The sequence below is a fragment of the Bradyrhizobium sp. 17 genome, from assembly GCF_023073515.1.
Classification (GTDB): domain Bacteria; phylum Pseudomonadota; class Alphaproteobacteria; order Rhizobiales; family Xanthobacteraceae; genus Bradyrhizobium; species Bradyrhizobium canariense_D.
Genome location: NZ_JADPJQ010000105.1, coordinates 264858 through 291509, shown reverse-complemented (window position 1 = coordinate 291509; position 26652 = coordinate 264858). Strand labels below are relative to the sequence as shown.

Sequence of the window (26652 nt, the reverse complement as noted above, 5' to 3'; positions counted from 1 at the left end):
TTTGTCGCGGCGGCGCATGGACGATCATCGCGATTCCTCCAAGTTTCGCGCTGGCCGCGTCACCACGGCCTGCGGCACGTCATAGGCGCGAAGCGAGGCCCAATGCCGTTCGACATCGGCACGAAACAGGCCGCGCGTCAGGCCATTCACCAGCTTCGGCGCCGCGGTCGTCATCGCGTTGATCGACGATCCCGACGGACCGAAACTCATGGTGGAGGCGATGGCGAAGAGATGGATATTCGAGATCCACGGCGTATCGCCCGCGACACGCTCGGTGAAGGCATAATCGTCGGCGAGATAGGGAAAGCGACCGAGCCGCGCGCTGCGCTCGCTCTCCGGGGGCTGGTAGCGGTCGGCCCAGGTTGCGATATTGCCGGCAAATGCGCGCAACTCGCCACGGCCGGAAAAATCCATGTCGATGCCGGTGCCGCAGATGACGAAATCCGCAGGTATGGCGCCGCGCGGCGTCTGCAATTCCACACCACGATCGGTCTCGCGGGCCGCCTCGATCGGGGCGCCCTCGTGCAATGTGAAATTGGCGTGATTTGCGCAGCGATCGTAAGTTGCCTGCGGAAAGCCTTCGCGCATGTCGAGGATGGTGCGCATGAAGCGCCACCGCCAGGCGTCGTCGAGATCGCTGAGATGGCGGAGGAAGCCGCGGAAAGTCAGCCAGCGATAGGGCTGGATCAGCTGGATCTGCGCACGACGACACAGCAGGTGCACCTCCGCCGCGCCCGCTTCCAGCGCGGTTGCTGCGTTGTCGAAGGCAGATGCGCCGGCACCGATCACGGCGACGCGCTTGCCGCGAAGGTTTTCGAAGTCGATGTCGTCGGCGACGGTTGCGACCGAGCTCATGGGCAGATGGCTCAGCGGCTCGGGGATCATCCAGTTCCCCATCCCCTCCTGCCCCGTCGCAAGCACGATCTTGCGCGCATGGAGTGTCTCGACGCCATCGCCACGTTTCACGCGTGCGGCCAGCAAACCATCCCGCGCCGGCCGGATTTCCAGAAGCTCGCTCCCGTTGCGCACCGGCAAGCCGACTGTGCGCCGCAGCCAGAGCAGATACTCAGCCCAGTGGCCGCGCGGGATCAGGTCGAGTGTCTGCCAGCTCTCCGTGCCGAAGCGGGCCTCATGCCAGGATTGATAGGTCAGGCTGGGGATGTCGAGGTCAGGTCCCGTATAGTCCTTCGGGCTGCGCAGCGTCGGCATGCGGGCATAGGTGAGCCATGGCCCCTCCTTCCCCTCCTCGGCCTTGTCCAGCAGCAGGATGTTGCTGACGCGGGAGCGCAGCAGGCCGAAGCCGATGGCGATGCCGGATTGGCCGGCGCCGATCACGAGCACATCCAGCGCCGGCTTGCCATCCGGTCCCGTCTTCGGTTCGAGCCAGGCGGCACCGGGATGCGCGATCCGCGCGAGATCGGCGCGAACGTTCGCTTCCAGCTCTGTCAGCGCATCACTCATGCCGCGAGCCAGCCTCCGTCGACCACCATCACGGTCCCGGTCGTAAACGAGGAGGCATCGCTTGCGAGGTGGAGCGCGGCCTGCGCGATCTCATCGGCCTGGCCGAACCGCTTCATGGCATGGCGGTCGCGGGAGGCTTCGCGCACCTCGTCCGCATTGGCGTGGCGCGCAAAGCTGCGGCGAAGCATCGGCGTGTCGATCGCACCGGGCGCGATCGCGTTGACGCGAATGCCGTCCGCCGCGAAATCCACCGCCATCGTCCGGGTCAGGCTGACAATCGCGCCCTTGGCGGCGATATAGGCACTGTTGCCCTTGCCGCCGGCAATCGCAAGCTGCGACGTCAGCGTGATGATCGAACCGCTGTTCTGCCGCTGCATCTGCGGCACGGCTGCCCTCGCCCACAGCCAGGTGCCGCCGACATTGGTGCGGAACACCGCATCCCAATCGGCGGGGTCCGTTGTCAACACGGTGCCGCCACAGGAGAAGCCAGCGGCAGTCATCAGGATATCGAGCTGGCCGTGCCGTGCTACCACATCATTTGCCACCGCCTCGGCGAAATCGGCATCGCCGACGTCGCCAATATGCGTCGTTGCCTCGCCGACCAAGCTCAACGTTTCCTGAAGTCCGGCTGGATCGCGATCGACCAGAGCAAGACGTGCGCCCTCTTCCGCGAACAGCTTTGCACTGGCGCGGCCGATGCCGGAGCCTGCGCCCGTGATGATGGCCGTGCGCCCCTGCAGCCGCATGTCAGATCCACTCCTTGTGCTGCGTCAACCAGGCACTCATCGCGGCCCCCGACTCGGCGCAGCCGAACTGCGCGCGCCAGCCGAATTCATCCGCCATCCGGTTCACCGACAGCGGCGCGCGATAGGGCCCATGCAGCTTGATGACGGTTTTCTCGCCGGGCGCCGCGACCCGGCACTCCAGGCCGGGATGCAACGCCGCAAAGGCCTCGCCCCATTGCAGCGCAGGCCAAAGTTCTCCGCGGGAGATGTTGTAGAGCCGGTGGCGCGGCCGCTCGGCTTCGATCAGCAGTGCGACGGCCTCGGCCGCATCCGGCGCGTAGATCCAATCCCGCATGCCCGCTTCAGGCATGATCGCCGGCTCGCCGCGCGCGAACGCGGCCAAGATCTGGAACTGGAGGCTTGGCGTGTCGCGCACGGAACTCGGTCGCTCCCACGGTCCGAATAGCGCGCTCAGCCGCACATTTAGGAAATCACCGCCGAAGAGCTCGGCGTGACGCGCAACCGATCGCTCCGATGTGAACTTGCTGATCGCGTAGAACGAGACCGGATCGCAAGGCGTGTCCTCGTCCAGAATCTCGACCCGCGCGCCCGCGGCGCCATAGGCCGATGCCGAGGAGAGATTGACGACCCGGCGCACGCCATGCCGGATCGCGGAGAGCAGGATCGGGATCTGCGCCATCACGTTGATCTCGAGAACGCGCGCGGTCGATGCCCTCTCCAGTTCATCACCGGCGGTGATGGCCGCGCCGAGCACGATCGCATCAACTCCTTCGGCGATGAGGGCATCGATGGCATCTGCGTCGGTGATATCGCCCCGCACCGCTTTGAGCCGTGCGCCGTAGTCGGCAAGAGACCGCCGCGCGGATGGCGGCAACTCTGCACGGTCGTACAGCGTCACGTCATGGCCGCGCGCGAGCAGCGCCTCCGCAACATTGAGCCCGACAAAGCCGGTGCCGCCGAAGATGACGATCTTCATCGCGCGCGATCCACCGTCACAGTAGCTTCGCTCCGAAATTGCGCTCGGGATCCATGTCGGCCACGAGCCGCCCCGTCGGCATGGCCGCCTCGCCGCCGCTGCGTGCCAGGAACTGGCCGCTGCCTGCGCTCGCGAGGCACTTGTTGCCATCGATGATCACTCGGCCACGCGACAGCACCGACACCGGCCAGCCCTTCAGCTTGCGGCCTGCAAACGGCGTGTAGCCGGCAAGGTCGTGCATCATCTCATCGGCGATCTCGACCTCGCGATTAGGATCCCAGATTGCAATATCGGCATCGGCGCCGACCGCGATCGAGCCCTTGCGCGGATGCAGATTGTAAATCTTGGCCGGCGCCGTCGACGTCAGTTCGACGAACTTTTCCAGGCCCAGCCGCCCGTTCGACACCATCGCGTCGAACAGCAGCGGCAGGCGCAGCTCCAATCCCGGCAGGCCATTCGCGACCTGCTTGAAGTTCGGATTGGGGCCGGCGCGCAGCTTGCCGGTCTCGTCATAGCGATACGGCGCGTGATCCGACGAGATGGTCTGGAGATCGCCGAGCGACAGCGCCTGCCACAACGCCTCCTGGTCGGCATGCGTACGGGGCGGCGGGCTGCACATCCACTTGGCGCCCTCCACCCCGGGCTTGTCGAGATCGGCAGCGGTGAGGAAGAGGTATTGCGGACAGGTCTCCGCGAACACCTTCAATCCCTGCCCGCGCGAGTCGCGGATGACCTTGGCGCCCTCGGCGGTCGAGACGTGGAAGATCATGATGGGCTGGTCGATCAGCGCCGCCATGCCGATCAGCCGGGTAAAGGCTTCCGCCTCCGACACGCGGGCGTGGCTGACGGCGTGGTATTTCGGCATGGTGTAGCCGCGCGCGAGCAGGCGCTTCACTATCCAGGCGATGATGCCGTGGTTTTCGGCATGGGCGCACAACATCGCGCCGGACTGGCGCGCGGCAAGAAGGATGTCCAGCAGCGGCTCGTCGTCGACCTTGAGCCGGTCGTAGGTCATGAAAATCTTGATCGAGGCATGGCCCTGCTTCACCAGCGCCGGAATGTGCTCCTCGACCGTTTCCTTGGTCGCATCCGCAATGATCATGTGAAAGGCGTAGTCGATCACGGCGCCTTTCTTGGCGAGGGCGTGATAATCCTCCACCACCTGCGGCAGCTTCATGCCGACATGCTGGGCGGCAAACGGGATCACCGTGGTCGTGCCACCGAAGGCGGCCGAGACGGTCGCGCTCTCGAAGGTGTCGGCGTTCATGATGCCGGCAGCGGACAATTGCTCGATATGGGCGTGGCTGTCGACGCCGCCTGGCAGCACCAGCTTGCCGCGGGCATCAATCTCGCGCTTCGCGGACGGAAGCCCGCGCCCGATAGCGGCGATGGTCTCGCCGGAGATGGCGACATCGGCTTCAAAGACGTCGGTTGTCGTCGCGACGCGTCCGCCGCGAATGATCAGGTCGTAAGCGGGTTCAGTCATGAGGCACTCCATGATAGGCTTAAGGCAAGTGATCGAAATTTTGCAGGAAGACCAGCATGTCCCGACCGCGCATTCTCGTCATCAATCCGAACTCCAACCCTGTCGTTACCCAAGGGCTGGAGGACGCGCTGAAGCCGCTCGGTTTCGAGGGCGGGCCGGAGCTGGTCTGCCAGACGCTGGCCGAGGGTCCGTTCGGCATTGAAAGCCAGGCCGATGTCGACGGCGTCGCCATGCCGCTGCGCCGGCTGGTCGAGGGCGACAACAGCTCGGCTGCCTTTGTCATCGCCTGTTACAGCGATCCCGGGCTTCAGGTCTGTCGCGAAGGCACCGACCGCCCCGTGTTCGGCATCGCCGAGTGCGGCGTGCTGACCGCACTGGCTCGCGCCGAAACCTTTGGCGTCATCGCGATCGCCCAGCGCTCGATCCCACGTCACATGCGCTATCTCAGGCAGATGGGACTGACCGAACGGCTCGCCGGCGAGCGGCCGCTCAACATGAGCGTCGCGGAAACCGCCTCGGGCGAAGGCACGCTGGCGAAGATGATCGAGGTCGGCCGCGCGCTGCGCGACGAGGACGGCGCCCGTGCCATCGTGATGGGCTGCGCCGGCATGGCACGGCACCGCCGCCCGCTGGAAGAGGCGCTCGGCATTGCCGTGATCGACCCGACACAGGCGGCCGTCACCATGGCGCTGGGTACGGTGCAGTTCTCGAACCACTAGGCGTCCTTCAGCTCTTTGGCGTCCTGCCGCGCGAGCCATTGCGCGTGGCTCTCCCGGACAAGCGCGAACGTATCCCGCTGCGTCGTGTAGAGATTGCCGAACATGCGGCCGATCGGCCGGTAGGCGTCGAGATCGACATACATGTTGGCCTCGTCGACGAGGCCCTCGCGGGCGTGAACCCGGAGCACCTCGCCGACCAGCAGTTCGCGATCGGGCGAAAAATTTAGGGCGACATGGCGCCGGCATTCGAGCGCAAAGGGTGCCGCGGCGAGGCGCGGCACCTTCACGTCTACAGAGGGAAGCGTCGCCAGCCCTGCCGCGGCGACCTCGCTGTCACCGGACGGGAAATCGACCGCGCAGTCATTCATCGCCGCGGAGAGCGCCTCATCAACCATGTGAACGACGAACTCGCCGTCGCGATGGATGTTGCGGGTGGTGTCCTTCGGGCTGTGATCCGGCTTGTGCTGAAGCCCGAGCACGATCAGCGCCGGAGTCTCCGAAAACACGTTGAAGAAGCTGAACGGCGCGGCGTTGACCGCCCCGTTGGCATCGAGCGTCGTCACCAGCGCAATCGGCCGCGGCACCACCACGCCGCAGAGCAGCTTGTAGCGGTCGCGCGGATCGAGCTCGCGCAAGGATATGCCGGATGTGCTCTGGCCAGTCATCGACGTCACGTCTCCGGCGGCGGCACCGCGCCGGTACGGCTGGTGATCAGGCCGTAATGCTCGATGCGGCGGTGCTGCGCGAAATTGAAGATCGTGGTCTTGCCGAAGGTGGTGGCATTGAGGTCGCAAGGATGGACCAGCAGTTCGTCCTCCTCCGTCTTCGCTTCGGCGACGATCTCGCCGTTGGGATCGACGATCAGGCTGCCGCCGAACAGCGGGTGTCCGTCCTCGTTACCGGCCTTGGCCACCGCGACAACCCAGGTCGCGTTCTGATAGGCGCCGGCCTGCGCCGAGAGGCGGTTATGGAACAACCGTTTCTCGACGCCTTCATCGCTCCTCTCCGCATTCACCGACGGCGTGTTGTAGCCGATCAGCACCATCTCGACGCCCTGCAGGCCCATCACGCGATAGGTCTCGGGCCAGCGCCGGTCGTTGCAGATGGCCATGCCGATGATGCCGCCCAGCTCGCGCCAGACATTGAAGCCGAGATCGCCCGGCTCGAAATAGCGCTTCTCCAGATGCTGGTGCGAGCGCTTGGTGTCGTATTCCACATGGCCCGGCAGATGGATCTTGCGATATTTTCCGACGATCTTGCCGGATTTGTCGGTGAGAACAGCAGTGTTGAAATGATGCCCGTCCGGCGTCAGCTCCGCATAGCCGAAATTCATCGCCATCTGGTGCTGCGCCGCGCGCTCGAACAACGGTTTCGTCGCCGCGTTCGGCATCTCGCGCTCGAACCAATTGTCGAACTCGGCCCGGTCCTCCACGTACCAACGCGGAAAGAAGGTCGTGAGCGCCAGTTCCGGATAGACGATTAGGTCGGCGCCCTTGCTCTTGGCCTCATCCATCAGCGCGATCATGCGCTTGACCACGGCCTCGCGGCTGTCCGCTTTCTGGATCGGGCCCATCTGGGCGGCGGCAACATTGACGATACGCATCAGCGATTTCCTGGTGATGTCTTTGAGCTAAGCTACAGTTTCAAGCACGTGCCGGCGCGCGCAGCATAACGCAGCATCGCCCGGACTTGCCAGCCGGCGCCTGCACATCGGCATCGTGTGCGCTGCACGCTCCATCCTCATGTCTGCTCCTCATCCGCAATATCGAGACCGTGGTCCAGCGCGTCCAGAAGCTGCCCGGCCTCATGCTCGGAAATCACGAGTGGCGGCGCGAGGAACAGGGAAGTCTGCTCGCCGCTGGTCCCGATCACGGCGCCCGCCTCCAGCGCCCGCTCCGCGACGCGCGAGGCAATCGGCACCTCGGTGGTGTCGGCATGCCAGGAGCGCCAGTCCGGCCCGTGCAACTCCACGGTCCAGTGCAGCCCCTGCCCCGCCAGGCGCTGCACGCTTGGATGTTTCTGCGCGATGGCCAGAAGGCGGCGGGTGAACAGCTTTTCGAGACCCCTGACGTGCTCCAAAATCTCGTCATCGCTGATGACTTTCAGATAGGCGCTGACGGCAGCCATGCTGATGGGATGCCCGCGCAACGTGCCGTAATTCTGCCAGCTCGTGCCCTTGAGCCGCTCGACGATGTCTTTCGACACCACGACCGCGGCAACCGCCGCCGCGCCACCGCCGAGCGATTTTCCGAGCGTCACGATATCGGGACGACTTTCGGCTCCCTGGAACGCGAACCAGCGCCCGGCACGGCCCGCACCAGTCACCACTTCGTCGGCGATCCAGTAGGAGCCGGCCTGCCGCGCGCACCGCGCCACCTCGTCCTGATAGGCGCCATCGTAGTAGATGCCGCCTTGCGTGTAGTCGATGATCGTCGCTGCCGTATCCGAAAGCAGGCGCGTGGCATCGGCCAGATATTCGCTGGGGGGAACATTGTTGGCCGGCGCGCCGTAGATCGCGCCCTGCGGCGCCGGCAATATCCGCACCGGCGCCATCGGCGCGGGCAGCCGCGAACCGCCTGAATGCACCGCGAGGCCGCCATGCCATTGCGGCTGCACGGTCATGCTGCGCGAGAGGCCCGTAATGCCGTGATAGGCGCGTTCGCGCGTCGCCAGCGCGGACCGCTGCGTCAGGGCCTGACAGAGCGACAGCGCCATGTCATTGGCCTCGCTGCCGCTGATGCAGAAGCGCACCGCACCGACCCAATCGTCTTCGCCCTTGAACGCGGTGGCCATCAAGTCGTCAGCCGCCTGCTCGCGGCCGACCCAGGTCCAGCCCTCGTTCACGACGGGCGTATCCGCGGCGCGGCGGATCGCCTCCACCATCGCGGGATGACGATGTCCGAGACCGCCGCCGGTGTTGCTGCCGTCGATGAGCTTGCGACCATCCGAGAGATGAAAATAGACGCCCTCGCCGCCGACCACGTCCATGGGCGCGCTGTCGCCGGCATTCAGCCCGGTTCGCAACAATCTGCTCATTGCAATCCCCTCATTCCGCAGCCTCGGCGCCGTAGCCACCGCCACCACAGGTCTCGATCGTGACGAGATCGCCTTGCTGCAGCACCAGGTTCGACTTGCCGTCGATCGCGACGTTCGCGCCCTGCCGGATCAGCGAGATGCGGCAGGCCTTGCCGGGCTTACCGCCCTGCATGCCGAACGGCGCCATCACCATGCGCTCGATGCAGGTGGTCAGATGCATTGAGGGTGCCAGGATGCGATAGCTACGAATGACGCCGTCCCCGCCGCGATGGGCGCCCGCGCCGCCGGACTGCCAGCGAATGGCCTGCTGCTCGATTTGGATCGCGTAATTCGCCTCGATCACCTCGACCGGCGTGTTTGAGGTGTTGGACAGATGCACCCGCGTCGCCGAGATGCCGTCGCGATCATGCCGCGCGCCCTCGCCACCGCCGTGCACCTCGTAAAGCATCTTCCACGAACCGTTCTGCCGCGGCTCGGCGAAGAAGAGGACGCCCGCCGTGGTCGCCCCGCCCGCAGACAGGCGCTCCGGAATAGTGTCCTGCATTGCCCGAAAAATCGCATCGACGATGCGCATCGAGGTCTCATGATTGCCGGCAGCAACCGAGGCATTCCAGCCCGGCTCCAGGATCGAGCCAGGGCGCGTGATGATGGTCAGCGGCCGCAACGCGCCCGCGTTCTGGTTCATGTCGCGCCCGCTCATGATGCGCGCGGCATAGGCCACCGCCGAGCGCGCCATGAACGGCGTCGTGTTGCAGAAATTCGAGACGCGGTCGCAGCTTCCTGAAAGATCGAAGGTCGCTTCGTCGCCGGCGATGGTGATCTTGACATGAATGCGCGCGGGCGCGTCGTCGACGCCGCCGTCGTCCAGATAGTCCTCACCCTCGTAGACGCCATCAGGCAGATCGCGCAACGCCTCGCGCATCTCGATTTCGGAGAGATCGTGCAGGCGCGACTGCGCCGCCGTGAAGACCGCCTTGCCGTGCTCGCGGCAGAGCTCGACGATGCGCTTCTCGCCGGCTTTCGTTGCGGCGATCTGTGCGAGAAGATCGCCCTCGCAGGATTCGGGATCGCGAACATTGGCCTTGAGCAGCTGCACGATCGACGTATTGACGCCGCTTGCCGTGGCGATCAGAACCGGCGGAATGCGCATCGCCTCCTGGAAGGTGTCGATGGCTTTCGCAAAATAGCTGCCGGGCCAGGTGCCGCCGATATCGGGCCAGTGTGCGAGGCTGACCGCGAACGCGACGATCTCGCCATCGACGAAGACGGGCCGCACGACCTTGACGTCGTTGAGATGATTGCCGCCGAGCGGGCCGACATTGTAGATCAATGCGTCGCCGTCGTTCAGGCTGTCGCGCGGCACCACTTTCAGCAATTCGAGGACCGTGTAGGCCATCGCGCCGAGATGGATCGGGATGTCGCGGCCCTGCCCGACCAGGTCGCCGCGGGCGTCCGTGATCGCCGACGACAGGTCGCCGGCCTCGCGCAGCAGCGGCGAGCGCGCCGAGCGCGTCATCACCAGGCTCATTTCCTCGGCGGCGGCCGAAAGCCCGTGCCGGATGACTTCGACGACGAACGGATCGAGCTTCATGCGGCCCCCCGCGTCAGGAACAGATTGCCTGAAACATCAGGCCTCGCCTGCCAGCCGGGCGGGACCACCACGGTCGACCATGCGTCTTCAATGATGGCCGGGCCGCTGACGATTTCGGTCAGCGAGGCACGGTTGATGATGCTTGTGGCGATGTCGTGAAAGCCATCGAACGAGCAGATGCGCTCGCCTTTGGAGACCGTTCTGACCGCGATGGCCGGCCGGCTCACGACGGTCGTCGATGGACGGCGCGCCTGCACCCGCACGGACTCGATGACGCAGCTCTCGCCCGTCGCATAGCCGAACAGCTCGTGGTGCCGGGCCAGAAAATCCTTCTTCAGCGTGATGACGTCGAGCGGTCGCGCGAACGGCACCGGAATGGCGTCGTTCTGCGCCGCGTAGCGCATCAAGGCCACCAGCTCGATCTGAATCTCGGTCGCGGCAACCCCGTTGGCGATCAGCGGCGCCGAGGCATCGTCGATCAGCACCCCGATCCGCTCCGACACACGGGCGAGGTCGATGCCATGGAGCGCAGCGCGCAGAGTTTGCTGCTGGAGGAAGCTGAAATCGGCAGTGAGACAGCCCAGTGCCGAAAACGCACTCGACGCGCTGGGAACGACGACCTCGGCAATCCCGTAGAGATCTGCAAGGCCCGCGGCATGCATCGGGCCACCACCGCCAAAGGCGAGCAGCGTGCAGTCGCGCCCGTCGATGCCGCGCTCGACGGTGACGCGGCGGAGCGCGCGCGCCATTGTCGCGTTCGCGACCTTGATGATGCCGAGCGCGGTTTCGGTCAGGCTCAGCCCCAGAGTGCGCGCGATCGGCGCGATGACATCACTGGCTGCCTTGATGTCAATTCCGATCCGGTCGCCGAGTTTGGCGTCCGGATTGAGATAGCCGAGCACGGCGTTGGCATCGGTGATGGTCGGCTCGGTACCGCCGCGGCCGTAGCAGGCCGGTCCAGGCTCGGAGCCGGCGCTTTCCGGTCCGACCGTCAGGCCACCGGAGCCGTTGCGCACGATCGAGCCGCCGCCCGCCCCGATCGAGTGCACCGCGAGCATCGGCTGGCGCAGCGGCTTGTCGCCGAGCATGCGGCCGTCGGTCATCTCGGCCTGACCGTCGACGATCAGGCACACGTCGGTCGTGGTGCCGCCCATATCGAACGTCAGCATCCGGGACGTGCCGAGCTGGCGCGCGATGCTGACCGATGCGGAGACGCCGGCCGCGGGGCCCGACATCGCCATCACCAGCGGCCGCCGCTTCACGGCCGAGATCGGCACCATGGCGCCGGCCGAATGAAACACCTGCAGGCCGGGACCGATCGGCAGCCGCAGCTCCAGTTCGCTGAGATATTCCACCGCAATCGGCATCGCCGCGGCGTTGAACACGGTCGCCGAAGTCCGCTCGTATTCGCGCGCCTCGGGATTGACCTCGTGCGACAGCGAGACGTGGGCAACGACGCCCTTGAGCCGCTCGCCGAGCATCTTCTCGTGCACCGGATTGGCATAGGCATGCAGCAGCGCGACCGCGACACTCTGCACGCCGGTCCCCTTCAGCCAGGCCACCAGACGCTCGATCTCCGCGTCATCCAGCGCCTTCAGCACCCGGCCCTCGTGATCGAGGCGCTCAGCAAGCCCGAAGCATCGTTCCGGCGGCACCAGCGGCAGCGATTTTGGCGGGACGTCGAGACGATAGAGATCGCGGCGGCGATAGCGCGCGATCTCCAGCACGTCGGCAAAGCCTTCGGTCGCCACCAGTGCCACTTTCGGCAGCCGTCCTTCGACGATGGCGTTGGTCACGCGCGTGGTGCCGTGGACGAAGCGCTTGACCTCGCTCTTGCGCAGGCCGACCGCCTCGATCGCCTCCAGCATCGCCTGAACCGGAGCTTGAGGTCGCGACGGCACCTTCGCGATCCGTGCCTCCGCGGGGGAGTGTCGGATCGCGATGATGTCGGTGAAGGTGCCGCCGATATCGGTGCCAACTTCCCAGTGATTTTCGTCAGTGCTCATGTGTGGGTCAGCTGCGGACGACATTCGAACCGGACGCCGGGTGGTTCCCGTCCTTCGCGAGGTTCAATCGCAAACCGAGAGCGCTCATCATCATCCCCTGTCATGCCACCGCTTGCGAGCGTGGGACAGAGCGATGGCCTCGGGATAGGGCCAGAGTTGTCGCAATGCACTGGACCAGCCCGCGACCGGCGCGGCGCGGCGAGGCACATTTTAGTGCAGCCCTGCCCGCATGGAGAGCACGTCGGTGTGGATCGTTCGACGCGACATAAGTGCGGCGCACCACGAATTTTTCCGGACGAAACACCACATCCGCTGCAGCGCAATCCACGCGCCCCGCACGCACTGTCTAATTTGCAGGCGATCGACCGGCCCTACGGACCATGCGATTGCTTATGAGCTATGCATGGCAGTCGGCTCAGCCTCTCTTTATTGTACGATCAGTAAGCGGTGGTTTTGCCCGCTCCGGCTCTCAGGCCGCGAAGGACGGACGCAGGCGGCGCCAGCCGATGATGATGCCCGTGATGGAGAACAGAAAGCCAAGGGAGCAGAGCCCGACGACCAAGCCGTCGCGCAGTAACGGGTGCGCGACGAGAACCGGAAAATCCAGCGTGTGCAGCGCGCCGTAGAACCAGCGATAGGCCCGCCGCGATGGATCCAGCCTTTGCAGCAAATTGCCGTCGGCGCCGTCGATGTCGAACCAGAGGTCACCGCAATACGAGCGGTAGACCGGGGCGCCCGGGACAGTGGACCGCGCGGGATAGTTGTCGTCCTCGGCAAGTACAGACGGACCGCCGCAGCCGGCCGCCAGGCGCGCGGTCAACCCCTGGACCTCGTGCACATCCAGAGATCTCGTCGGTCCATCGCGGGGCGCGTCCCCTGCCTTGATCAAGGTCTGACCGGCAAGGGCCGTTCGATCCCGCCGATAGAGAGTGCCGTTGAAGGCAAACCATTCGATTTCACGGGTCGATGGCGATACAGGCTGCCGATCGAGCGATGGGGCCGCCGTCCAGTTCGGTGAAGCGTTCATCACGCTGGATTCAGCGGAGGCCCATTGCCCGCGCGAGAACAGCCGCCCGTGATCCATGGAGAGCCAGCCGCTGAAAATCCAGCTCAGCACGAACACCATCGCAACGAGGCCGATGAGATGATGCAGCGCATGCCAGCCGCGATAGGGCGAGCCGATCAGACCGCTTCGAGGTTTGATCCGCGCAAGGCCGAGCACAGAGCCAAGCAAAGCCGCGATCAGGGCCAGCAGCGACAAGGTCCAGACCACGCGATCCCACAGCGACCAGTTGCTTCGCAGGACCGTTGGATAGATCCAGTGCAGCACACTCCCGACCAGATTCCAGGTCCGCTCGTTGCGCGTCGTATCCAGGACGATCTCGCCGGTGAGCGAGGAGACATAGACTTCCGTTCCAGCGGCGTCGCCCAGGGCAACCCGAAACAAGGGCCGGTGGCGGTCAAAGCCGTTCGGCACGCTCCATTGGTCATAGTCCGCGCGCGCAAGGATTGCGGCCCGCGCGGCATCCAGCCCGCGGCTGCGCGCGTGGTCTCGCGCGATGGCCAGCGCGACGTCGGAAGATGCGACCGAGGCGCCGGCTCCGTCGGAGGCACGCACTGCGCCCGCGCGCGACGGCCCCGAGACGACATAGACCGGTCCGTCACTGCGCTGGATCAGGCGAACGCGAGTCGCATCAGCAATGCCGCTCGCGGCCACGGCATCAGCGACCGCAAGCTGCCTCGTCTCGGCGCCATCCAGCGGCCCAAGCCCGGCGAAGCGTTCCGCTTCCGTCAGAGACGGAAACGGAACGAAGTGCATCACGATTCCCGTCGCGAACCACATCGCGAACAGCAGGCAGAACGCGATCCCGAGCCATCGATGCAGCAGGACGATCGCGCGCATCATCGATCAGCATCCTACCATTTGAATGCGGCCGAGAGTTCATAGGTGCGCGGTGCACCCAAGAGGATCTGGTCGGGATAGAACGGATCACCCCAGATCGCATAGCGCTTGTCGGCGATGTTGCGCACCCGGAAAGTCAGGCGAGCCTGGTCGACCGCGTTGAACACCGTCTTCGGGATGTCGACGAAGGCATAGACGTCCGCGACAGTGTGGGCCTTCATCGTCACGACATTCGCATCGGTGTTGTAGCGGTCGCCGACGTGACGGCCGGTGACGCCGACTTCCACGGGCCACGGCGTGAAGAACCGATACGACGCTCCGGCATTCGCCACGACGCGCGGCACGTTCGGCGGCGTGTTGCCGGAGAACGAGCCGCCGACAAAATTAAAGTCGGCGTAGCGCGCATCGACATAGGCGATGTTGCCCCAGAGACGCAGGGGATCGATCGGACGCACGGACGCGGCAAGCTCGACGCCCTTCGATTCCTGCCGTCCGGCAAGGTTGAGCTGCATGCCGCCGGCCGCGGCATAGACGTTCTTGCGCAGGATGTCGTAGGCCGAGAACGACCACTCCGCCCGGTTGTCCCAGAACAGGTGCTTGACGCCGGTCTCGTAGGTGCGCGCGGTGGTCAGGTTCAGCGGATCGGTCGGATTGAGCAGGAAGATGTTGTTGGCCGAGATGTCGGCGCCGGTGGCGTATTGGCTGAAAAAGGTCAGGCCCGGTACGGCTTCCCAGGTGTAGCCGATACGGCCTGTGGTCGGGACCCAGGATTGCGAGAACGGGAAGTTCGCCTTCTCCAGACCGAACTTGTCGGTCGAATTGCGGTCGAGCCCGATATGCTCGACGCGCAGGCCGCCGACCAGCGCAAAGCTGCGCGTGAACTTCAGCCGGTCCTCGAATGACAGCGCCTCATTGTCGATGCGCGCGGTCTGCTGCTGAATGGTGAGCAGGCCGTAATAGCCGCGAGGCGGATCGACCAGCGGAACGGAATCGCCGGGGAAATTTGCGGCGCCCGGCCTCACGAAATCAAGGTAGCTTGAGGAAAGCGTCGTGACCAAACGGTTGTCAAAGCCGGCGATATTCGCATCCCAGATCAAATCGGTGACGTTGCCGACCAAGCGTTGGCTGTGCGCGACATAGAAGCGCTCACGATCGACCATGTTGGTCCCGGAATTGAACGCCTCGATCTCATTGTTGAACCATGTGCGCTCAGCTCCGTAAGCATAGGCTTGACTTTTCAGCGTCAGGTCGGGCGCCAGATTCAGCTCGAAACCGCCGCGCAGCCACACCTCCTTCGCCACGTTCTTGTTGTCGAGGACGTTGTAGTTGGTATTGAAGGTGCGGTCGTCGATCGTGACCGCACCGAGATCGGTTTTGTTGTAGTTCGAGACGTAATTGCCGGAAACGATCCCCGTCGTCGCATGCGAGCCGCTGAAGGCAATCGGCACCAGCGGCGCACCCCAATAGGCTTTCGAGCGATCTTCGCGATACTCGATCGCGCCCCAGACCTTGAGGCTGTCGGAGATGCGGTAGTTGAGCTGGCCGGAGACATCGACCGTCTTGGTGTTGGTGTCGTCGGCAAAGCCGTTGAGCGAGGAACGGCTGACGTCGAAGCGGTAGTCCAGCCCCTGCACATTGGTGCTGCCGCCCGAGCCGTAATGCGCCCGGAACGAGTTCAGCGAGTCCCAGGAGAAATCTGCCTCGTTCCGGATCGGACCGGTGTGCGGCTGCTTGGTGACGAAGTTGATCGCGCCGCCGGCGGCGCCCTCGCCCGACATCAGCGACGCCGGACCCTTCAGGAATTCGACTGCCTCCAGATTGGCCGTGTCCATGATCCGCGAGGTCATGTTCTGCGGACCGATCTTGATGCCGTTATAGAGCGTGTTGATCTGGCTGTTGGTGAAGCCGCGCATGGAGAAAGCCGAAGGCTCGGCCGGATTGTCGCCGGCTGTGACGCCCACCGCTCCCTGCGCAACGTCGGACACGGTGCGGTAGCCCTGCTCGCGCATGGTTGCGGCCGAGATCACCTCCACGGTCGCGGGCGTTTCTCGCACGGTCAGGCCGAGGCGCGAAGCGCTTTCGGCGACGGCATTGGTGTTGAGCGGCGTCTGTGCCGCCGTGGTCGGCGCGACGGGCTTGGGCACTGCGGATGCAGTCTCCGGCCGGCGCGCTGCTGCGCGGCGTGAGCGCTGCGCGTCCCGTCCGGCCGGCTTGGCCTGCCTGCGGGATTGTGGCGCCGACACCTCGACGGGCGGCAGTGGCTCGCGGGCCTGCTGCGCCAAGGCCGCTGGCATGTCGATGGCGACGAAAGATGTGAGAGCGGCGGATGCCAGTAGGAAACGGCGTGGTCGTACAATACGAAGGGAATACACGGTCTTGGACCTCGGAGCGACGTCAGTGGCACGTCACCGCGAACCAGGGTTCCATCGTCCGGCTTGTCAGCCTTCCGGTGAAGCCGAATGTCTGTACTCCCCGACCGACATCTTCGCGTGTGACCACGGCTGACGGCAGGTCTCCTGGCTTGCGGGTCAGTACCTTGCATCGCCTTCCCGGGACCGAGATACCCAGTGGCTCGTGACGCAAGATTCGCCGCTTACAGTTGCGGGGGCAGCCACGGCATTGGGGACAAACTCCCCGCACCGCATTCCCTTTTCATCCCCTCTCGGGGAAACCGTCGCGAGCATCTAGGATTACGATCCAGACAGAGTCAATGTGCCAGTTGCGGCGCTATTGCCACAACGACCAGTTTCCTTGGAGAAAAGCATGGAAGGCGAGACCTTCCTCTGGCTGATACGGCACGCGCCCGTCGATGGCGTTTCGGGGATCATCCATGCAGCCGACGCGCCGGCCGATCTCGGTGCTCGCGCGCAGCTGGAGGCGCTGCGCCAGCGCTTGCCGCGGGACGCCGCGAGCTATGCGAGCCCGTCGCGGCGCACCGTCGAAACGGCCCGCGCGCTGGGACTCGAGCCGCTGCAGCTGGACGAATTCAGCGAGCAAGACTTTGGCGACTGGACCGGCCGTCGGCATGACGAACTCGCCGCGACCGGTGGCGAGGCCTATGCACGGTTCTGGAGCGATCCGGCGCGCGGACGGCCGCCCGGCGGCGAAAGCTTTGAGGAACAGGTCGCGCGGGTCCGCCTGGGTTTGTCGAAGATCGGCACCGGGGCCGCAACGCTCGTCGTGCATTCCGGCACGATCCGGGCGGCGCTGTGCATCGCGCTCGACCTGACGCCACAAGCGGCCCTGCGCTTCATGATCGATCCGCTGTCGCTGACCAGGATTGACCGGCTCGCGACCGGCTGGCGCGTCGTCTCCGTCAATCAGCGGACGATTTGATCAGGCCGGACGATCAGGCACATTGGCCTGCGCAAAGGTCGCCATGCCGTTGTGGAGCGCGCAGGCCGACCGCACCAGCGGCAGCGCGATGGCCGCGCCCGATCCTTCGCCGAGCCTGAGATCCAGGCTGATCAGCGGCTGCACGTTCAGCGCGCGCAGCACCAGCCGATGCCCCTGCTCCGCCGACTGGTGCGAGGCCAGCAGGAACAGCTGGCACGAAGGGTTGAGCCGCACCGCCGCCAGCGCCGCGACCGACACGATGAAGCCGTCGATCAACACGGGGATGCGGTGCTGTGCAGCCGCGATAACGGCACCGCAGATGGCGGCGATCTCGAGACCGCCGACGGCGCACAGGATCTTTTCGGGCGCAGCGCCCACAATGTCATGGCGTGCGATTGCAGCGTCGATCACCCCCGCCTTGTGCGCACGGCCGGCCGCGTCGATGCCGGTACCGCTGCCCGCGATCTCCGCGGCGCTCACGCCGAGCAAGCCGGCCGCGATCGCCGCCGATGTCGTGGTGTTGCCGATGCCCATCTCGCCGAAGATCAGAAGATCGGGCTGCCCGGCCTGTGCGCGCGTCACCGCACGTCGGCCGGCTTCGAACGCAAATGCCAGCTCCGTGGGGGTGAGCGCAGCTTCGACGCTGAAATCGCGCGTACCGCTGCGCGGCTTGTCGGTCACGATTCCAGCCATCTCCTCCTGCGCCAGCGTGCCGGCGTCGACGACCTCCAGGCTGGAGCCCAGCTCACGCGCCAGCACCGAGATTGCGGCACCGCCGGAGGCGAAGTTCGCCAGCATCGCGATCGTCACTTCCTGCGGATAGGCCGAGACGCCCTGCGCGACGATGCCGTGATCGCCGGCGAAGATGATGATCGGCACCCGCGCCGCGCGCGGCTGCTCGGTTGCTTGCAGGCCCGCAAGCTCGATCGCGAGCTGCTCGAGCCGGCCGAGCGCGCCGGTCGGTTTCGTCAGTTGCGCCTGCCGCGCCACCGCCGCCTCGCGGTGGACTGCGGAGATGTCGGGGCATTGTTGGGTGACCCATTCGGGGAGCATGCTGCCTCGCTTGCCTCACAGCCTGCGCTTGAGGATGTAACTGTCCATGATCCAGCCGTGCCGTTCGCGCGCCTCTTGCCGCACGGCGACGATGCGCGGGCCGATCTCGGCCAGCGCGCCGGACATGACGATCTGATCGGGCATGCCGAGATAGGCCCCCCACCAGATGTGCAGGCCCGCCGGATCAAGCGACTCGAATGCCGTGCCGCCGTCGAGCATCACCACCACGGTATCGACACCTTGCGGCCAGCCGCCATCGCGCAAGCGGCGTCCGGTCGAAACTAGAAAGGGCTCGCCGATGTCGTTGAGCGGCAACGCATGCGCCGCACACAGCGTCTGGATCGAGGTGATGCCGGGCACGACTTCGATTGTCGGCAAGGGATCGAGCCGCCGCGCGATACGCAGCGAGGAATCGTAAAGCGAGGGATCGCCCCAGATCAACAGCGCGACCTTGCCCTCTCCTTCGAGATGATCCCCGATCGTCTGCGACCAGACGGCAGCCACGGCATCATGCCAATCGTCCACGCCCTTGCGATAGTCCGCTTCAGCGGCGTCCCGCACGGGCAGATCGAACTCGGCAATGCGGGTCGTGTCGCTGGTGAGCACATCGGCGCAGATCGTCCGCCTGAGATCGGCGAGGTCGGACTTGGCCGTCCCCTTGCGGGGGATCAGGACGAGATCGGCCGCGTTGATGGCAGTAATCGCGGCACGCGTGAGCTGCTCGGGATCGCCGCAACCGATGCCTATCAGAGAGAGCGTGAGCATGGTGGCTGCGAAGGGCGGCCATCATGGCCGCCCGTTCGCTTGTCTCTAGGCCGCGTTGTGCAAACGCGGCGTGACGAGGCCGGGCGCGGTGACGCCGCGCAGCGACTTTGCCAGCGCCAGCACGCCGAGATCGGCGAGCGGCTCAATCACGATGACCAGCGCATAGGACGCCGCGAAGGTCGCGATGTTGGCGAGGTTGGTCGCGCCGAAGCCGGAGCCATAAATCGCCCAGAACGCCACCCAGGCGATGACGCCCGCCTGATAGGTCGTCGAAAGCGCCAGCGCCTGGCGGTACTTCAGATCGACATAGGCCGTGTTGCTCGAAATGATCCGCGTGGCGATCGCCTGGATTCCGAACAGCGGCACCAATAGCGTGGTGACGTTCATGCCATATTGCGGCAGGTCGGGCGGCTCGAAGAAGATGCCCTGGAACAGCAGGCCAAACGCGAGGCCGAAGGCCGCAGGCGCCGCGCCAAACAGCAGGAACAAGGTCGAGCCGAGGATGAAGTGCACTTCGGAGACGCCGACCGGGAAGTGCGGCAGGATCTCGAAGAAGATAAACACAAGCCCCGTGGTGGCGAGCGTCCGCGCCGCGAACGACGTGATGCCCTGCTCGCGCACGGTCTCAACCGCGAGCTTCAGGGCAACACCGCCGACAGCGATGCCGGTTGCGTAACTCAATACGAGCTTGGCGTCCGAGACTAGTCCGGGTTCGATATGCATGGCTCAGATCCTTCTTGCCGTCACACCCGACGGCCTTGGCCTCAAAACATGCACGGCCGGTCTCCTGGCTCGCGGTTCACTGGGAGTCTCCGGCCTTCCCGGGCCTCGCGGCCCAGTGGCTGATCGAAGTCCCTCACCGCTTACAGTCGCGGGGGCGGCTGGGGTTTTGGGCGCCGCAACTGGGTCCGCCCATCCCCATTCCCGATTATGCTCCGGCGCTTTGCGCCGCGTCGAGCACCATGCGTCTCCTGTGTGCCTCTTTCGCCGGCCGGGCGTCAAGGGGCGACGGGCGGACGAGGCAGTCATGACGGATAATTCCCCGCCAGCGCGCCGAACAGGATGACGGCCGCCGTGGAGGCCGCTCCGCCCCGCGCAAGCTGCTCGGCAAGTTCCGAAATGGTGGTGCGGACCAGCCGCTCATCGGGACGGCCGAGCGATTCGGCAAACAACGCCGGCGTGGTTGGGGCGAGCCCGTGCTCGATCAATTTGACGACCAACGCCGGAAACGTCCGCCGGCCCATATAGACCACGGTTGTCGCCTCCGGATCGGCCAGCGCCGCCCAATTGAGATCTGGCGGCAGCTCGCCGGTGACGTCCGCCCCGGTCACGAACTGCACGCGGCGCGAGGTGTGACGCCGGGTCAGCGGAATGCCGGCTTGCGCGGCGGCGACACAGGCCGAGGTGACGCCGGGAATGATCTCGTAGCCGATGCCCGCTTCGCGCAGCGTCTCGAGCTCCTCCTCAAGCCGGCCAAAGATGCCGGCATCGCCCGACTTCAACCGGACCACGCGCGCGCCTGTCACGGCATAGTCGACCAGCAGGCGGTTGACATGGTGCTGCTTGGTCGAGGCCCGCCCTGCCCGCTTTCCCACCGCGACGAGATTGGCGCCGGGCCGGGCCAGATCGAGGATCGCGCCTGAAGCAAGATCGTCATAGAGCACAACGTCGGCCTCGCGCAGCCGCGCTGCACCCTTGAGCGTGAGCAGCTCGGGATCGCCGGGCCCGGCGGAGACAAAGGAGACAAAACCGCTCACCGGTCCTCCGCGATCAGATGGAAGAACGTGCCGGTAGCTTGTCCCCGCCGCGAGCCGGTCTCGGCAATGACCGCACCTGTCGCGTCGTGCACGACCGCCAGCGCCGTGTCGGGCTGCGCGACTATGGTCGAATAGTGGAATTCATGGCCACGCAGGCGTGCACCCGCCTGATGACCCGGCATCGGCGCGGCGAGCTCGGCCAGACGATAGCCCAGATGCATGCGGCGCTTGGCAAAGCTCGTCTCCAGGCCGAGCAGGCCCGTCATCTCGTGGCTGATGCCATCGGCGTCGGTCAAAGCGGTGCCCAGCACCATATAGCCCCCGCATTCGCCGTGCACCGGGCGCGTCTCGGCGAAGGCGCGCAATCCGCTGCGGAAGCGCGCATTGGCAGCGATCCTGCCGGCCTGCAGCTCGGGATAGCCGCCAGGCAGCCAGCACACATCGGCGACCGGATCAGGGGCTTCATCGGCGAGCGGCGAGAATGTCGAGATCTCCGCACCCGCCGCGCGCCACGCTTCCAGCATGTGCGGATAGACGAAGGAGAACGCGGCATCACGGGCAAGCGCAATGCGCTGGCCGGGCGGCGTCACGTTGACGCCGCTTGCGGCAGGTTGCGGCGACCAGGTGGCCGCCGAACGCAGCACCGCGTCGAGATCGACATGCTCGGCAACGAAGCGCGCGGCCTCGTCGATCAGCTTGCCGATCTCCGCCTGCTCCTCGGCCTGGACCAGTCCGAGATGCCGTTTCGGCAGGCTGATCTCCGCATGGCGCGGCAACGCGCCGAACACGGCGATGCCGGCATCCAGCAGCGCGCGCCGCACGAGGGCTTCGTGGCGCGGGCTGGCAACGCGATTGAGCACGACGCCTGCAAGGCGCACACCGGGGCGGTAGTCGCGAAGGCCCCCGGCAATCGCGGCCGCCGTTTGTGCCTGGCCCGAGGGATCGATCACCAGCAGCACCGGCCAGTCCAGCATCTCTGCGATATCGGCGGTCGCTCCGGTGCCGCAGACGCCGCGCGCGGCAACGCCGTCGAACAGGCCCATTGAGCCTTCGGCCAGCACGACATCGGCGTCAATGCCACGACTGACGAGATGCGAGATTGTCCCGCGATCCATCGCCCAGCTGTCCACGTTGACCGAGGCGCGTCCCGTCGCGGCGGCATGAAACGCGGGATCGATGTAATCGGGGCCGCTCTTGAAGCACTGCACCCGCAATCCGCTGTTGCGCCAGGCGCGGGCAAGCGCCAGCGTCAGTGTGGTCTTGCCGACGCCGGAGGCCGGCGCGGAGATAACGAGCCCTGCCGCCATCACGACACCTCCGGAAAGCGCGGCTCGGCGCCGACCGGCCGATAGCGGCGGTCATAGTCGGCAGCATAGAGACGGCTCTCGGAAAAATCCGCCGAGCCCAGCGTCTTGCCGACCAGGATCAACGCGGTGCGCTCCATCTCGCCCCCGACAGCAGCGTCGAGTGTTGCGAGCGTGGCGCGGATGATGCGCTGCTCGGGCCAGCTCGCACGCCAGACGATCGCGACCGGGCAATCCGCGCCATAATGCGGCGTCAGCTCAGCGACGACCTTGTCGAGCAGATGAATCGACAGATGGATGGCGAGCACCGCGCCGGTGGCGGCGAAGGCGGCAAGCTTCTCGCCTTCGGGCATCGCGCTGGCGCGGCCCGGCGTGCGCGTCAGCACCACGGTCTGGGCAAGGCCGGGCAGCGTCAGCTCGGCCTCCAGCGCAGCCGCGGCGGCCGAGAAAGAGGGAACGCCGGGCGTGACCGTGTAGGGAATGTCGAGCGTGCGCAGGCGGCGGAGCTGTTCGCCCATCGCCGACCAGATCGAGAGATCACCGGAATGCAGCCGCGCAACGTCCTTGCCATCGGCATGGGCGGCGGCGATCTCCGCGACGATCTCATCGAGCGACAGCGGCGCGGTGTTGACGATCCGCGCCCCGGGCGGGCAATGCGCCAAGACGCCCTCGGGCACAAGTGAGCCAGCATAGAGGCAGACCGGACAGGCGGCGATGAGATCGCGGCCGCGCAACGTCAGCAAGTCAGGAGCGCCTGGCCCTGCCCCGATGAAATGCACCGTCATGCGCCGTCTCCTTCCGCGATCGCCGCGGTCGCGGTGCGATCCTGCGAGACCACCCGCGTCGCAATCAATCGCGCGCGAGGTCCGGCCGCTGCGAGCGCCGCCGCCTCGGCAACCGATCCCGTCCCGAACTTTTCCACGACGAGCTTTGACTGCGTCGGCGTGTCGATGCCAACAAGCATTTCGGCGGCAACCGCCTTGATCGGCAAGCCGCATTCGCGCGCGAGCTGCTTCAACACCTCCTCGTCGGCCTTATCGCTGACCGTCGCCACTGCTGCGAGGCCTTCGGGACCACCGGCCGCCAGAAGCGCCTCACGCAGCGAGGCCAGCGTGACGTCCCGCTTGAATCCGAGCCCGGCGACCTTCATCGGACCGCGCTCCATTGCACCACGGGCCGCACGGCCTCCCAGGACCGGTAGCGGCCGAGCGAAGCGGCATGCGCAATCTCGACCCGCATCAATTCGCCGCCGTGGCGCTGGTGCAGCTCACCGAGCAACGCTTCCGTCTCCAACGTTACTGAATGCGCGACCAGCCGCGTACCGGGCGAGAGCCGCGGCCAGATGGCGTCGAACATCGCGATGTCGAGACCGCCGCCGATGAACACGGCGTCAGGCCCGTCCAGCGTAGCAAGGGCTTCAGGCGCTTTTCCCGCGATGACTGTGATCCGATGTGCCAACCCGAACGCCGTCGCATTGCTGCGAATGTTCGCTGCGCGATCCTCGCGCGCCTCGACGGCGATCGCGGTGCCCCCGCACAGCGTCCACTCGACCGAGATCGAGCCCGAGCCCGCACCGATGTCCCATAGCCGTTCACCGGGACGCGGCGCCAGCGCCGAAAGCGCGAGCGCACGGACCGGACGCTTGGTGATCTGGCCGTCATGGACGAAGAGTTCGTCCGATAGTCCCGAGCTGTGGGGGATGCCCTGCGCGCCCGCCGCCTCAACGGCTACCGCGACCAGATTTCCGGCAAGATCGCCTGCGAAGCTGTCGGCGCGATGCGCGTTGATCCTTTCGCGCGGCCCGCCAAGCGCAGCGAGTGTCCAGAATGCCGAGGCACCCCATCCGCGCGCCGTCAGCCGTTTCGCGAGATCGCCTGCCGCCTTTGCGTCGCGCACGAGACAAATGATGCGTGCCCCTCGCGCCAGGTGTGGCACGAGACGCTCGAATGGCGCGGCGTGGAGACCGAGACAGGCAACGGATTCCAGACGCCAGCCAAGCCGCGCAGCAACGAGCGAGAATGTCGAGGGAGCCGGATACGCGATCCATTCGTCGCCATGGAGCTTCTCGGCGAGGCTCGCGCCGGCCCCGTGCCAGAACGGATCGCCGGAGGCGAGCACCGCCGTCGGGCGACCACGGCAGCTCAACACGATTTCTGCATCGAACGGCACCGGCCATGGACGGCCGCGCCCGGTTATGCCGGCGAGTGCAAGATGCCGTTCACCGCCAAAGACAGTTTCGGCATCATCGAGCGCCTTTCGGCTTGCCTCGGACAGCCCGGCAAGGCCATCTTCGCCGATACCGATGATGGTCAGCCAGGGATCAGCCATGACGAGCGCCCTCATTCTGGGCGGAACGGCCGACGCGAGCCTGCTCGCGGCGGAGATCGCGCGCGCCGGCGTCGATGCCGTGTATTCCTATGGCGGCCGCACCCGCGCGCCCGCCGGTCAGCCGTTGCCGACGCGGATCGGCGGTTTTGGCGGCGCAAGCGGACTTGTCGATTACATTGGTCGGGAACACATCACGCATGTAATCGACGCGACGCATCCCTTTGCCACCGAGATGAGCCGCAATGCGGTCGCGGCATGTGCGGAAACCGGCACGCCGCTGATCGCTCTCGAGCGAGCGCCGTGGACCAAAGCGCCCGGCGACAACTGGATCGAAATACCTGATGTCGACGCCGCGGTCACCGCACTGCCTGAAGTGCCGGCAAATGTGTTCCTCGCCATCGGCCGCCAGCACATCGCGCCGTTCGCGACCAAGCCGCAGCACGCCTACACGCTGAGATTCGTCGATCCGCCCGATGCGCCGCTGCCCTTCGCCGCGGACGTCATCGTGTCGCGTGGGCCGTTTACGCTTGAGGGCGAACTGGAGATGCTGCGCGCGCGAGGCATCACCCGGATCGTCGCCCGCAATTCCGGCGGCGACGGCGCGCGCGCCAAGATCGACGCCGCCCGCAGGCTCGGCCTGCCCGTGATCATGATCTCGCGACCGCAACTGCCGGAACGCTTGCGGGTCGAGAGCGTGGCCGAGATCATGCAGTGGCTCGGTCATCGGGCCTGCCTCGGCGCATAGACCCAGCGGCCGACGCGGCGTGTCTGCGAGTTGCCGACGATCACCAGCGTGCGCATGTCGGCCATCTCGGGCCGGGCTTCGTTCAGCCTGACGGTCTCGATCTTTTCGTCGGCGGCGCTGATCGCGCGCGCGAAAATCACAAGACGGTCGCCACAGCCGGCCTCGTTCAGCACCGCGAGCGCACGGCCAAATCCTTCCGGCCGGCTCGCCGAGCGCGGATTGTACATCGCGATGGCAAAATCGGCTTCCGCGGCGAGCCGCAGGCGCTTCTCGATCACCGCCCACGGCTTGAGATTATCGGAGAGATTGATCGCGCAGAAATCATGGCCGAGCGGTGCGCCGGCGCGCGCGGCAGCCGCCAGCATCGCAGTGACGCCGGGCAGCACGCGGATCGGCAGCTCCTGCCATTGCGGCGCCTGTTCGAGCGCCTCGAACACGGCGGACGCCATCGCGAAGACGCCGGGGTCGCCGGAGGACACGATGACGACTTGGCCGCCTTCGGCCGCGAGCCGCAGCGCCTCGCTCGCGCGCTGCAGCTCTTCGCGATTGTCGGAAGGATGCAAAGTGAGCCCTGCCCGCGCTGGCACGCGCGCGACATAGGGCGCGTAGCCCAGAATGTCGGTCGCGGCGGCAAGCGCGGCGGAGACCTCGGGCGTCACCAGCGCAGCGCTGCCCGGGCCGAGGCCAGCGATGGTCAGCGTGCCCGTCATTCGGCGGCGTCCGGATGCCGGCCCTTGCCGTGCACGAGCACGATCGCAAAATAGGGGCAGTCGGCGGCGTCGATCTCCGCAAGCCGCACCACGCGCTCGCCCGGCATGGTGCCGCGCTCGACCAGCCACGCATCGTCCAGCCGTCCGGCGGCAGCGAGCGCGCGGCGCACTTTCGCGAGATTGCGCCCAGTCTTCATGATCACGAGCGCATCGGAATCGCGCATGCGGCGTTCGAGTTCGTCCTCGGCGAGCGTGCCCATGAGCACCGTCGTCACGTCGTCGCCGAGCGCAATCGGCTGTCCCACGCCATTCCAGCAGCCGACCATGCCGGGAATGCCGGCGATCACCTCGATCTCGACGCGGCCCTGCAGGCGCGTGTGCAGATGCATGAAGGAGCCGTAGAAGTAAGGATCGCCCTCGCAGAGCACAACGACGTCGACCGCGCGCGCCAGCCGCGCCAACCGTTCCGCCCATTCGTCGTAGAAGCCGGCAAGCAACTGGACATATTCAGGCGTGTCGAAGGCGATCTCGGTCGTAACAGGATATTCCATCGGATATTCGGTGACGTCGGCAGCCAGCATGCCCTCGACGATGCGGCGCGCCTGGCCGGGCCGGCCCTTCTTGCGGAAATAGGCGACATGCCTCGCGCCGCGCACCGTGCGATCGGCGCGCACGCTCATCATGTCGGGGTCACCAGGGCCGAGGCCGCAGCAGATGATGCGTCCCATCG

The 26652-nt window shown here is 66.2% G+C and carries 24 protein-coding genes and 2 riboswitches; of the genes, 3 read left to right on the top strand and 21 right to left on the bottom strand.

Annotation, left to right across the window (positions count from 1 at the left end; translation table 11 throughout):
* Positions 1 to 24: 24 nt before the first annotated feature.
* Genes IVB13_RS20335 through hydA form a run of 4 tightly spaced genes read right to left on the bottom strand, consistent with a single transcriptional unit; the run spans position 25 to position 4669 of the window.
* Positions 25 to 1461, bottom strand: a complete 1437-nt coding sequence (locus tag IVB13_RS20335) for an NAD(P)/FAD-dependent oxidoreductase (protein ID WP_247490172.1) — start codon at positions 1459 to 1461, stop codon at positions 25 to 27.
* Positions 1458 to 2207, bottom strand: a complete 750-nt coding sequence (locus tag IVB13_RS20330; RefSeq protein ID WP_247404347.1) for an SDR family oxidoreductase — start codon at positions 2205 to 2207, stop codon at positions 1458 to 1460. The genes IVB13_RS20335 and IVB13_RS20330 overlap by 4 nt, the downstream gene beginning before the upstream one ends.
* A gap of 1 nt (position 2208) precedes the next feature.
* Positions 2209 to 3183: an NAD(P)-dependent oxidoreductase gene (locus tag IVB13_RS20325; protein ID WP_247490170.1), complete on the bottom strand. Its 975-nt coding sequence runs from the start codon at positions 3181 to 3183 to the stop codon at positions 2209 to 2211.
* A 16-nt stretch (positions 3184 to 3199) separates the two neighbouring features.
* Positions 3200 to 4669 carry a dihydropyrimidinase gene (gene hydA, locus IVB13_RS20320; protein ID WP_247490168.1) on the bottom strand — a complete coding sequence of 490 codons (1470 nt, stop codon included), beginning with the start codon at positions 4667 to 4669 and terminating at the stop codon, positions 3200 to 3202.
* 56 nt (positions 4670 to 4725) lie between these two features.
* Between hydA and IVB13_RS20315 the strand changes: the two genes are divergently transcribed.
* Positions 4726 to 5388 carry an aspartate/glutamate racemase family protein gene (locus tag IVB13_RS20315; RefSeq protein WP_247490166.1) on the top strand — a complete coding sequence of 221 codons (663 nt, stop codon included), beginning with the start codon at positions 4726 to 4728 and terminating at the stop codon, positions 5386 to 5388.
* Here the strand turns inward: IVB13_RS20315 and IVB13_RS20310 are convergent.
* From IVB13_RS20310 to IVB13_RS20280, 7 genes are all read right to left on the bottom strand, one after another.
* Positions 5385 to 6053: a flavin reductase family protein gene (locus IVB13_RS20310; RefSeq protein WP_026233636.1), complete on the bottom strand. Its 669-nt coding sequence runs from the start codon at positions 6051 to 6053 to the stop codon at positions 5385 to 5387. The genes IVB13_RS20315 and IVB13_RS20310 overlap by 4 nt on opposite strands.
* A gap of 5 nt (positions 6054 to 6058) precedes the next feature.
* Complete coding sequence (locus tag IVB13_RS20305) at positions 6059 to 6991, bottom strand: N-carbamoyl-D-amino-acid hydrolase (protein ID WP_247490164.1); 933 nt, start codon at positions 6989 to 6991, stop codon at positions 6059 to 6061.
* A 137-nt stretch (positions 6992 to 7128) separates the two neighbouring features.
* The gene (locus IVB13_RS20300) at positions 7129 to 8424 is read right to left on the bottom strand and encodes an aminotransferase class III-fold pyridoxal phosphate-dependent enzyme (protein ID WP_247490161.1); all 1296 of its coding nucleotides are present in this window, start codon (positions 8422 to 8424) and stop codon (positions 7129 to 7131) included.
* 10 nt (positions 8425 to 8434) lie between these two features.
* Positions 8435 to 10015, bottom strand: coding sequence for a hydantoinase B/oxoprolinase family protein (locus tag IVB13_RS20295; protein ID WP_247404354.1), 1581 nt, complete (start codon positions 10013 to 10015; stop codon positions 8435 to 8437).
* The gene (locus IVB13_RS20290) at positions 10012 to 12021 is read right to left on the bottom strand and encodes a hydantoinase/oxoprolinase family protein (protein WP_247490159.1); all 2010 of its coding nucleotides are present in this window, start codon (positions 12019 to 12021) and stop codon (positions 10012 to 10014) included. The genes IVB13_RS20295 and IVB13_RS20290 overlap by 4 nt, the downstream gene beginning before the upstream one ends.
* Before the next feature lie 469 nt (positions 12022 to 12490).
* Positions 12491 to 13927, bottom strand: coding sequence for a PepSY domain-containing protein (locus IVB13_RS20285; RefSeq protein WP_247490157.1), 1437 nt, complete (start codon positions 13925 to 13927; stop codon positions 12491 to 12493).
* 11 nt (positions 13928 to 13938) lie between these two features.
* On the bottom strand, positions 13939 to 16296 hold the full coding sequence (locus IVB13_RS20280) for a TonB-dependent receptor (RefSeq protein ID WP_247338654.1): 2358 nt from the start codon (positions 16294 to 16296) through the stop codon (positions 13939 to 13941).
* 116 nt (positions 16297 to 16412) lie between these two features.
* Positions 16413 to 16615: riboswitch (cobalamin riboswitch) on the bottom strand.
* A 72-nt stretch (positions 16616 to 16687) separates the two neighbouring features.
* Between IVB13_RS20280 and IVB13_RS20275 the strand changes: the two genes are divergently transcribed.
* Positions 16688 to 17260 (top strand): histidine phosphatase family protein, encoded by a 573-nt coding sequence (locus IVB13_RS20275; RefSeq protein WP_162496359.1) that lies wholly within the window; start codon positions 16688 to 16690, stop codon positions 17258 to 17260.
* Here the strand turns inward: IVB13_RS20275 and cobT are convergent, their stop codons facing one another.
* The 8 genes from cobT to cbiE form a co-directional block, all read right to left on the bottom strand.
* A complete protein-coding gene (gene cobT, locus IVB13_RS20270) occupies positions 17261 to 18313 on the bottom strand; it encodes a nicotinate-nucleotide--dimethylbenzimidazole phosphoribosyltransferase (RefSeq protein WP_247404362.1) in 1053 nt (350 codons plus the stop codon).
* Between the two features lie 15 nt (positions 18314 to 18328).
* The gene (cobF, locus tag IVB13_RS20265) at positions 18329 to 19078 is read right to left on the bottom strand and encodes a precorrin-6A synthase (deacetylating) (RefSeq protein ID WP_247404365.1); all 750 of its coding nucleotides are present in this window, start codon (positions 19076 to 19078) and stop codon (positions 18329 to 18331) included.
* Positions 19079 to 19123: 45 nt separating this feature from the next.
* A complete protein-coding gene (locus IVB13_RS20260) occupies positions 19124 to 19801 on the bottom strand; it encodes an energy-coupling factor ABC transporter permease (protein ID WP_085395464.1) in 678 nt (225 codons plus the stop codon).
* A 36-nt stretch (positions 19802 to 19837) separates the two neighbouring features.
* Positions 19838 to 20058, bottom strand: a riboswitch (cobalamin riboswitch).
* Positions 20059 to 20103: 45 nt separating this feature from the next.
* A complete protein-coding gene (gene cobA / locus IVB13_RS20255; RefSeq protein WP_018458670.1) occupies positions 20104 to 20835 on the bottom strand; it encodes a uroporphyrinogen-III C-methyltransferase in 732 nt (243 codons plus the stop codon).
* The gene (locus IVB13_RS20250) at positions 20832 to 22142 is read right to left on the bottom strand and encodes a cobyrinate a,c-diamide synthase (protein WP_247393806.1); all 1311 of its coding nucleotides are present in this window, start codon (positions 22140 to 22142) and stop codon (positions 20832 to 20834) included. Before IVB13_RS20250 ends, cobA begins: the two co-directional genes overlap by 4 nt.
* Positions 22142 to 22924: a precorrin-4 C(11)-methyltransferase gene (gene cobM / locus IVB13_RS20245; protein ID WP_018458668.1), complete on the bottom strand. Its 783-nt coding sequence runs from the start codon at positions 22922 to 22924 to the stop codon at positions 22142 to 22144. Before cobM ends, IVB13_RS20250 begins: the two co-directional genes overlap by 1 nt.
* Entirely contained in the window at positions 22921 to 23289 is a 369-nt protein-coding gene (locus tag IVB13_RS20240; protein WP_018458667.1) for a cobalamin biosynthesis protein, read from the bottom strand. Before IVB13_RS20240 ends, cobM begins: the two co-directional genes overlap by 4 nt.
* On the bottom strand, positions 23286 to 24467 hold the full coding sequence (cbiE, locus tag IVB13_RS20235; RefSeq protein WP_247404372.1) for a precorrin-6y C5,15-methyltransferase (decarboxylating) subunit CbiE: 1182 nt from the start codon (positions 24465 to 24467) through the stop codon (positions 23286 to 23288). Before cbiE ends, IVB13_RS20240 begins: the two co-directional genes overlap by 4 nt.
* On the opposite strand from cbiE, the gene IVB13_RS20230 reads away from it, so the two are divergent.
* Positions 24466 to 25212: a cobalt-precorrin-6A reductase gene (locus IVB13_RS20230; RefSeq protein ID WP_247404374.1), complete on the top strand. Its 747-nt coding sequence runs from the start codon at positions 24466 to 24468 to the stop codon at positions 25210 to 25212. The genes cbiE and IVB13_RS20230 overlap by 2 nt on opposite strands.
* Here the strand turns inward: IVB13_RS20230 and cobJ are convergent.
* Both cobJ and IVB13_RS20220 read right to left on the bottom strand, forming a co-directional pair.
* Positions 25188 to 25922, bottom strand: coding sequence for a precorrin-3B C(17)-methyltransferase (gene cobJ / locus IVB13_RS20225; RefSeq protein ID WP_018458664.1), 735 nt, complete (start codon positions 25920 to 25922; stop codon positions 25188 to 25190). The genes IVB13_RS20230 and cobJ overlap by 25 nt on opposite strands.
* Positions 25919 to 26650: a precorrin-2 C(20)-methyltransferase gene (locus IVB13_RS20220; RefSeq protein ID WP_247404376.1), complete on the bottom strand. Its 732-nt coding sequence runs from the start codon at positions 26648 to 26650 to the stop codon at positions 25919 to 25921. The genes cobJ and IVB13_RS20220 overlap by 4 nt, the downstream gene beginning before the upstream one ends.
* Positions 26651 to 26652: the final 2 nt, after the last annotated feature.